The 6,860-nt window shown below is 34.2% G+C and carries 6 protein-coding genes; 5 read left to right on the top strand and 1 reads right to left on the bottom strand.

What is annotated here, in order from left to right; all coding sequences use genetic code 11:
- Window positions 1-82 precede the first annotated feature (82 nt).
- Window positions 83-685 carry an HD domain-containing protein gene (locus CER22_RS28155; RefSeq protein WP_088610184.1) on the bottom strand — a complete coding sequence of 201 codons (603 nt, stop codon included), beginning with the start codon at window positions 683-685 and terminating at the stop codon, window positions 83-85.
- A gap of 172 nt (window positions 686-857) precedes the next feature.
- Here CER22_RS28155 and CER22_RS28150 point away from each other — a divergent pair, with 172 nt between their 5' ends.
- The 5 genes from CER22_RS28150 to CER22_RS28130 all read left to right on the top strand — a co-directional run bounded on the left by CER22_RS28150 (window position 858) and on the right by CER22_RS28130 (window position 6,860).
- Complete coding sequence (locus CER22_RS28150) at window positions 858-1,691, top strand: flagellar motor protein MotP (protein ID WP_088610183.1); 834 nt, start codon at window positions 858-860, stop codon at window positions 1,689-1,691.
- A gap of 22 nt (window positions 1,692-1,713) precedes the next feature.
- Complete coding sequence (locus CER22_RS28145) at window positions 1,714-2,391, top strand: OmpA family protein (RefSeq protein ID WP_000977943.1); 678 nt, start codon at window positions 1,714-1,716, stop codon at window positions 2,389-2,391.
- Window positions 2,392-2,541: 150 nt separating this feature from the next.
- Window positions 2,542-2,910, top strand: a complete 369-nt coding sequence (locus CER22_RS28140; protein WP_000940570.1) for a response regulator — start codon at window positions 2,542-2,544, stop codon at window positions 2,908-2,910.
- A gap of 129 nt (window positions 2,911-3,039) precedes the next feature.
- Entirely contained in the window at window positions 3,040-5,043 is a 2,004-nt protein-coding gene (locus tag CER22_RS28135) for a chemotaxis protein CheA (protein WP_088610182.1), read from the top strand.
- Window positions 5,044-5,216: 173 nt separating this feature from the next.
- A complete protein-coding gene (locus CER22_RS28130) occupies window positions 5,217-6,860 on the top strand; it encodes a flagellar motor switch protein (protein WP_088610181.1) in 1,644 nt (547 codons plus the stop codon).

The raw sequence follows: 6,860 nt of genomic DNA, 5'->3' as shown, positions 1-6,860 counted from the left end.
AGAAGTGTAACATCCATGTTTGTTCATGGTCTTTTTACACTGTCTACCTTAAGGGGATAATATCAAATTGAGTGTCTTTTCATTATCTTTTGCAAGCCTCCACGTCAATGCCAGCAGCTAGTAATTTCTTTTCGCCATCTTGTTCAATCATTTTTTGTAATTTAGATAGGAAAGAATCAAAGTTTGTATGCTTTGCTACTTGGAATGTCATTTTATGCTCAATTGGTAGCCACGTATCAATATCAGCTTCGTTATGCTGAATTTTCACCTCAAGCTTATCAAGTGCGTTAGCTACTTTTGCTTCGTACGTTTCTTTCGCTTCAAACTCCATCCATAAATCATATAATTCCTCACCGAGAGAACCTTTTAATGTTCGTTTAATATTTAAAATGGCTTCTTGCTCATTTATTTGTTTTTGTAATTGTAATTCATGACTATTCATTGTATCAAAAGCAGGAATATCACCAGCTTCAGCTTCGACTAGGTCGTGAATAATAACCATTTTAAGTAATTTTTCAATATTTACTTTTTGAGCTAAATAAGGCTCAACTAAAATGGCCATTAGAGACATGCGCCACGTATGTTCAGCAACACTTTCTTGACGCCCGTTAGAAAGCCAGCTATGTCGCATTTCGTATTTTAATTTTTCTGCTAGTGCAATGACTTGTAAAATGTTATGTTCCATCGTGATCCTCCTCATATTTCCATACTATAATTTTAATATGGAAATGAAATGTGTCAATTTTATGAGTATATTGCGATAAACAGATGATAAGCGTATAATACTTATTATATGTGAAAACGCATTATTAAAATAAAAAAATGTTTTATAAAAATGAAAAGGAAAGGGCAGGAATATGGGAGACGAAAATCAAGGATTTGCTAGACCACAAAGAAGAAAAAGGAAGTTTGACATTTCTAGCCCAGTCGGCATTATAGTAGGTTTTGCTATAGTGATAGCGGCAATTATGATTGGCGGCGGCGGAATAAAAGCTTTTAAAAACTTTTTAGATATTTCATCTATTTTAATTGTCATAGGGGGAACTACAGCGACAATTGTTGTGGCATATCGATTTGGAGAAATAAAAAAATATACGAAAAGCATTTTTACTGTTTTACATAGAAAAGAAGAAAATTTAGAACAGTTAACGGATTTATTTGTTGATTTTTCTAAAAAGTCTAAAAAACACGGCCTACTTTCTTTAGAAGTTGATGGAGAGCAAGTAGACAATCCTTTTATTCAAAAAGGAATTCGATTAATGTTAAGTGGTTACGATGAAGATGAATTAAAAGAAGTGTTAATGAAAGATGTTGAAACGGAAGTGTATGAGTTAAGAAAAGGGGCAGTATTATTAGATAAAATTGGCGATTTCGCTCCAGCTTGGGGCATGATAGGAACTTTAATCGGTCTTATCATTATGCTTCAAAACTTGCAAGACACATCGCAAATTGGTACAGGGATGGCAGTTGCGATGTTAACGACATTGTATGGGTCAGTACTTGCAAATATGATTGCAATCCCTCTTGCTGAAAAAGTGTATCGTGGTATTGAAGATTTATATACAGAGAAGAAGTTTGTTATTGAAGCGATTTCAGAATTATATCGCGGTCAAATTCCTTCTAAATTAAAGTTGAAACTCGATACATATGTATACGAAACAAAGATAAAAAAAGTAAAACGAGCAGCCTAATATTTCAAGGAGTGGTATGGTTATGATGAAACGACCGCAAAAGGGATCGCCTCGTTGGATGACGACTTTTACAGATTTAACGATGTTATTATTAACTTTCTTTGTATTACTAGTTGCTACATCAAAGCAGGATGCAGTAAAATTGTCAAAGATGCTTGAAAAGTTTAGTGACGTGGAGCAAGTAGATGCGAAAGTAATGGAAAATACAATACCAGATATTTCGCATGAAAAAAATGATGAAAAAATGGTCTCGAAAAAAAGAATGGATGAATTATATAAGAAATTAAAAGCATATGTAGATAATAACGGTATTAGTCAAGTGAATGTATATCGTGAGGATACAGGAGTAAGCGTCGTTATAGTAGATAATTTAATATTTGATACGGGTGACGCGAACGTTAAACCGGAAGCGAAAGAGATAATAAGTCAATTAGTTGGGTTTTTCCAATCAGTACCAAATCCGATTGTTGTTGAAGGGCATACAGATAGTAGACCTATTCATAATGACAAATTTCCTTCTAACTGGGAGCTGTCTTCAGCAAGAGCAGCAAATATGATTCACCACTTAATCGAAGTGTATAATGTGGATGATAAAAGACTAGCTGCGGTAGGATATGCAGACACAAAGCCAGTTGTACCAAATGATTCACCGCAAAATTGGGAGAAAAACCGTCGCGTTGTCATTTACATAAAAGAATAGTATATTATCATTTTAATAATAAAATAATGAAAATACGAAAATTCTTTTAAAAAAATATTAAATTTTATCATTTTATTTTGTATAATGAGTGAGAATGATAAGGTGAAATATTAAGATATATTTATACATAGAAGGAGAGAATTAAAAAGAATGGCACATAAAATTTTAGTTGTAGACGATGCGATGTTCATGCGAACGATGATTAAAAACTTATTAAAAAGTAATTCTGAATTTGAAATTATTGGTGAAGCAGAGAATGGAGTAGAAGCAATTCAGAAGTTTAAAGAACTTCAACCGGATATTGTAACATTAGATATTACTATGCCAGAAATGGACGGACTTGAAGCGTTAAAAGAAATTATTAAAATTGATTCAAGTGCAAAAGTTGTTATTTGTTCTGCAATGGGACAACAAGGTATGGTATTAGATGCAATTAAGGGTGGAGCAAAAGACTTTATTGTAAAGCCGTTCCAAGCGGATCGAGTAATTGAAGCTTTAACAAAAGTAGCAAACAGCTAATATAGAAGGGGTGCCACAAGGAATCTAAACATTGATAGCGGATATGCGTGTGGCCCCCTTTTTTCTTGCTTTAAAACACTAAATTGTTATACATAAATGAAATGTTTGTTAGACAGGTAGGGGATGAAAATGCAAACAGATCTATTAAATATATTTTTTGAGGAATCAGAAGAACATTTACAATCGCTAAATGAAAATGTGCTAACTTTAGAACAAAATCCCACTGATATGGATGTTGTGGGAGAAATATTCCGCTCAGCCCATACATTTAAAGGTATGTCAGCGAGTATGGAATTTACGGAAATGGCGGATTTAACGCATAAAATGGAAAACGTTTTAGATGAAATTCGTCATGGGAATATAGTTGTAAATGCAGAGATTATTGATGTGATTTTTGAGTGCATTGATAATTTAGAGAAGATGGTTGCAGATGTGCAACAAGGCGGAATGGGCAATATTGATGTAATTACAACTAAGCAGAAATTAGAAGCATTATTGAATGGCAATGTAGAAACTCCTGCGGAATATATTGAGCAAGAACCTATAAATAATGATGATGCAGTTTCGCATGAAGTGCATATAACTGTTGAGCAACATGCTATTTTAAAAGCAGTACGTGCAATTATGTGTATTGAAGCACTGCAAAATGTAGGTAATGTACAAGAAACAGTTCCAAGTATTGAAGAAATTGAAGCAGATGCTTTCGGTTTTGAGTTCACAGTATTTATGGATACTGATCAAAGTGAAGAAGAATTAAAACAAGTAGTGCTTCATGTTTCTGAAATTGAGAAAGTAGAAGTGAAGCAAGGACATACATTAAAAGAAGTAGTCTCGAAAGAATTGGGTACACAAGAAGCTATGCAGGAAGGTTTACAAGCGGCTACTCATGTGGAATCAACTAAAGAAGTATCGAAGCAATCTGCTAATGCTACACCTGCTAAAAGCGCTGCAAAAACGAAAAATGGTAAAGTGGAAAATCGTTCCATACGTGTTCAATTAGAAAAAATTGAAAGATTAATGAACATGTTTGAAGAAAGTGTAATTGAGCGTGGTCGTATAGATGAATTGGCACAAGCAATTCAAAACAAGGAATTAATTGAGCATTTAAATCGATTAGGTGATATTTCAAAAGATATTCAAAATGTACTATTAAATATGCGTATGGTACCGATAGAGACTGTTTTCAATCGTTTCCCGCGTATGGTACGTATGTTAGCGAAAGATTTAGGAAAGAAAATCGATTTACAAATTACAGGTGAAGACACCGAAGTTGATAAAATTGTTATTGATGAAATCGGTGATCCACTCGTCCATTTAATTCGTAATGCAATTGATCATGGGGTTGAAACTGTTGAACAACGTCGTGATGCAGGAAAAAATGAGACAGGTACGATTAAATTAGAAGCGTTCCATAGTGGAAATCATGTCGTTATTCAAATTACGGATGATGGAAATGGAATTCATAAAGGGAAAGTATTAGAAAAAGCGATTAAAAATGGTGTTGTAACAGAATCTGAGGCAAATAAATTAACGGACCGTGAAGTATTTGATTTGATTTTCCAACCAGGATTTAGTACAGCTGAAGTTGTATCAGACCTTTCTGGGCGTGGCGTTGGATTAGATGTAGTGAAACATACGATCCATAGTTTAGGTGGACACTTAATTATTGATTCTGAAGAAGGGAAAGGTAGTACATTTAGAATTGAACTGCCATTAACGTTGTCCATTATTCAATCTATGCTTGTTCAAACAAATGATAAACGTTATGCTTTCCCTCTTGGCAATATTGTTGAAGCAATTCGGATTAAAAAAGAAGACATCCAATCCTTACAAGGAAAAGATGTGTTAAATTACCGTAATCAAATTATTGAAGTGAAGCATTTAAGTACTGTATTTGGTGAGAAAACAGTAGATGAGGCGTTTGCGTCATATGATGGTCAAATGGTTCCTGTGTTAATTGTTCGTAATACACATCGCAGCTATGGACTTATTGTAAACACAATTATCGGTCAAAGAGAAATAGTCTTAAAGTCATTAGGTGACTTCTTTGCAGAGAGTTCTAATTATTTCTCTGGTGCGACAATTCTCGGTGATGGACGAGTGGTCCTCATTTTAAACCCAGAAGGTTTATAATAGGAATGAAGGAAAGCTCCCCACTTGTATACAATTGGGGAGCTTTTTGGTTAATCGTTACTAATCTAAAAATGGGAATAAATACATATTAACGTTTTATATAATAAGTTTGTTAAAATAAAATGAGAGTTTATATCATTTGATAGAAAAACAGAAATGAGGAGGCAGAGAAAATGCCTGAGCAACACACAAAAGGGGATACGAGCACAATTGTGCTAGAAAAAGAAAATGAGCATTTAACGCCTCAAGAATGTGATATTCTTGGCGAAATTGCAAATATATCATTTGGTTCAGCTTCGACTGTATTATCAACAATCTTAAATAGGCAAGTAAGTATTACTGCTCCTCGCATAGAATTGGTAGATTTATATGATTCAAGCGACGTCGAAGTTCCACACGTTGTATTAAACATTCATTTTACAAAAGGATTAGATATGGAAAACCTTCTTGTCCTTAAGCAAGATGTTGCATTATCCATTGCTGATTTAATGATGATGGGAACAGGTGAAGTGGAAGACGGAAAAGAACTTGGTGAATTAGAGCTAAGTGCTGTACAAGAAGCGATGAATCAAATGATGGGGTTCGCAGCTACATCTATGTCAGAATTCTTTCAAGATACAGTAGATATGTCTCCGCCGACAATTAAAGTTGTAAAGTTATCAGAAGAAATGGAGAAAATTTCTGAGATTGATGGGAATCAAACGATTGTTAAAGTATCGTTTGATTTAAAGATAGATAATCTTGTAAACTCTAAACTTGTGCAAATTGTTTCAGTTGAACATGCGAAACGAATGGTAAATAAATTAATGCAATTATCTGGTGGAGTAGAAGAAAAAGATGAGCCAGCAGAAATAGTGGAAACTGAGATTGTAGAAGAACAAGTTGAAAAAGAGCATTTAACACAAGAAGAGAAAGATGTCCTTGGTGAAATTGCAAATATTTCAATTGGTTCAGCTTCAACAGTATTGTCAACACTATTAAATCAGCCAGTTACAATTAGTACGCCCAATGTAGAATCAATCAATGTTCGTCATTATGACGGAGTACCAGTCCCGTTTGTTATTTTAAATGTTGATTTTGTTGAAGGGCTAAAGAATGAGAATGTATTCGTATTTACGAAAGATGTCGCTTTAACAATGGTAGATTTAATGATGATGGGAACAGGGGAAGTTGATCCAGAGAAGGAGCTTAGTGAATTAGAACTGAGCGGTATTAAAGAAATCATGAACCAAATGATGGGGCATGCTGCGACGGCGATGTCAGAAATGTTTCAAGAAAAAATGGACATGACACCACCAAATGTTAAATTCGTAACGTTAAAGGAAGAAATGGAATATTTGGGAGAGTCAATGAAAGTGGACGAACTCGTCCAAATTACGTTCAACCTTGAAATTGGCGACCTGCTTCAATCGAAAATGTATCAAATTTTACCGATTTCAGAAGCGAAAGAAATGGTAAGAAGACTTCTATATCCAATGGTGGAAGAGGAAGAAGAAATTGTTACGGAAGAAATTGAAGAAGAAAAAATTGTAGAACCTGTTGTGCAACCTATTGAATTTAAAGAACTAAAACAAATGGAACCAGTATACATGGATACATCCATCTTACAAAATGTAGAAATGAATGTGAAATTTGTATTTGGAAGCACAGTGAAAACAATTCAAGATATTTTAAGTTTACAAGAGAATGAAGCGGTTGTACTAGATGAGGATATTGACGAACCAATTCGTATTTATGTAAATGATGTATTGGTGGCGTATGGTGAACTTGTAAATGTAGATGGATTCTTCGGAGTAAAAGTGACGAAATCGCTATAA

The sequence above is a fragment of the Bacillus sp. K2I17 genome, from assembly GCF_002209985.1.
GTDB classification, from domain to species: domain Bacteria; phylum Bacillota; class Bacilli; order Bacillales; family Bacillaceae_G; genus Bacillus_A; species Bacillus_A wiedmannii.
Note: the sequence above shows the minus strand (reverse complement) of the source record. Positions and strands in the feature narration are given on the sequence as shown.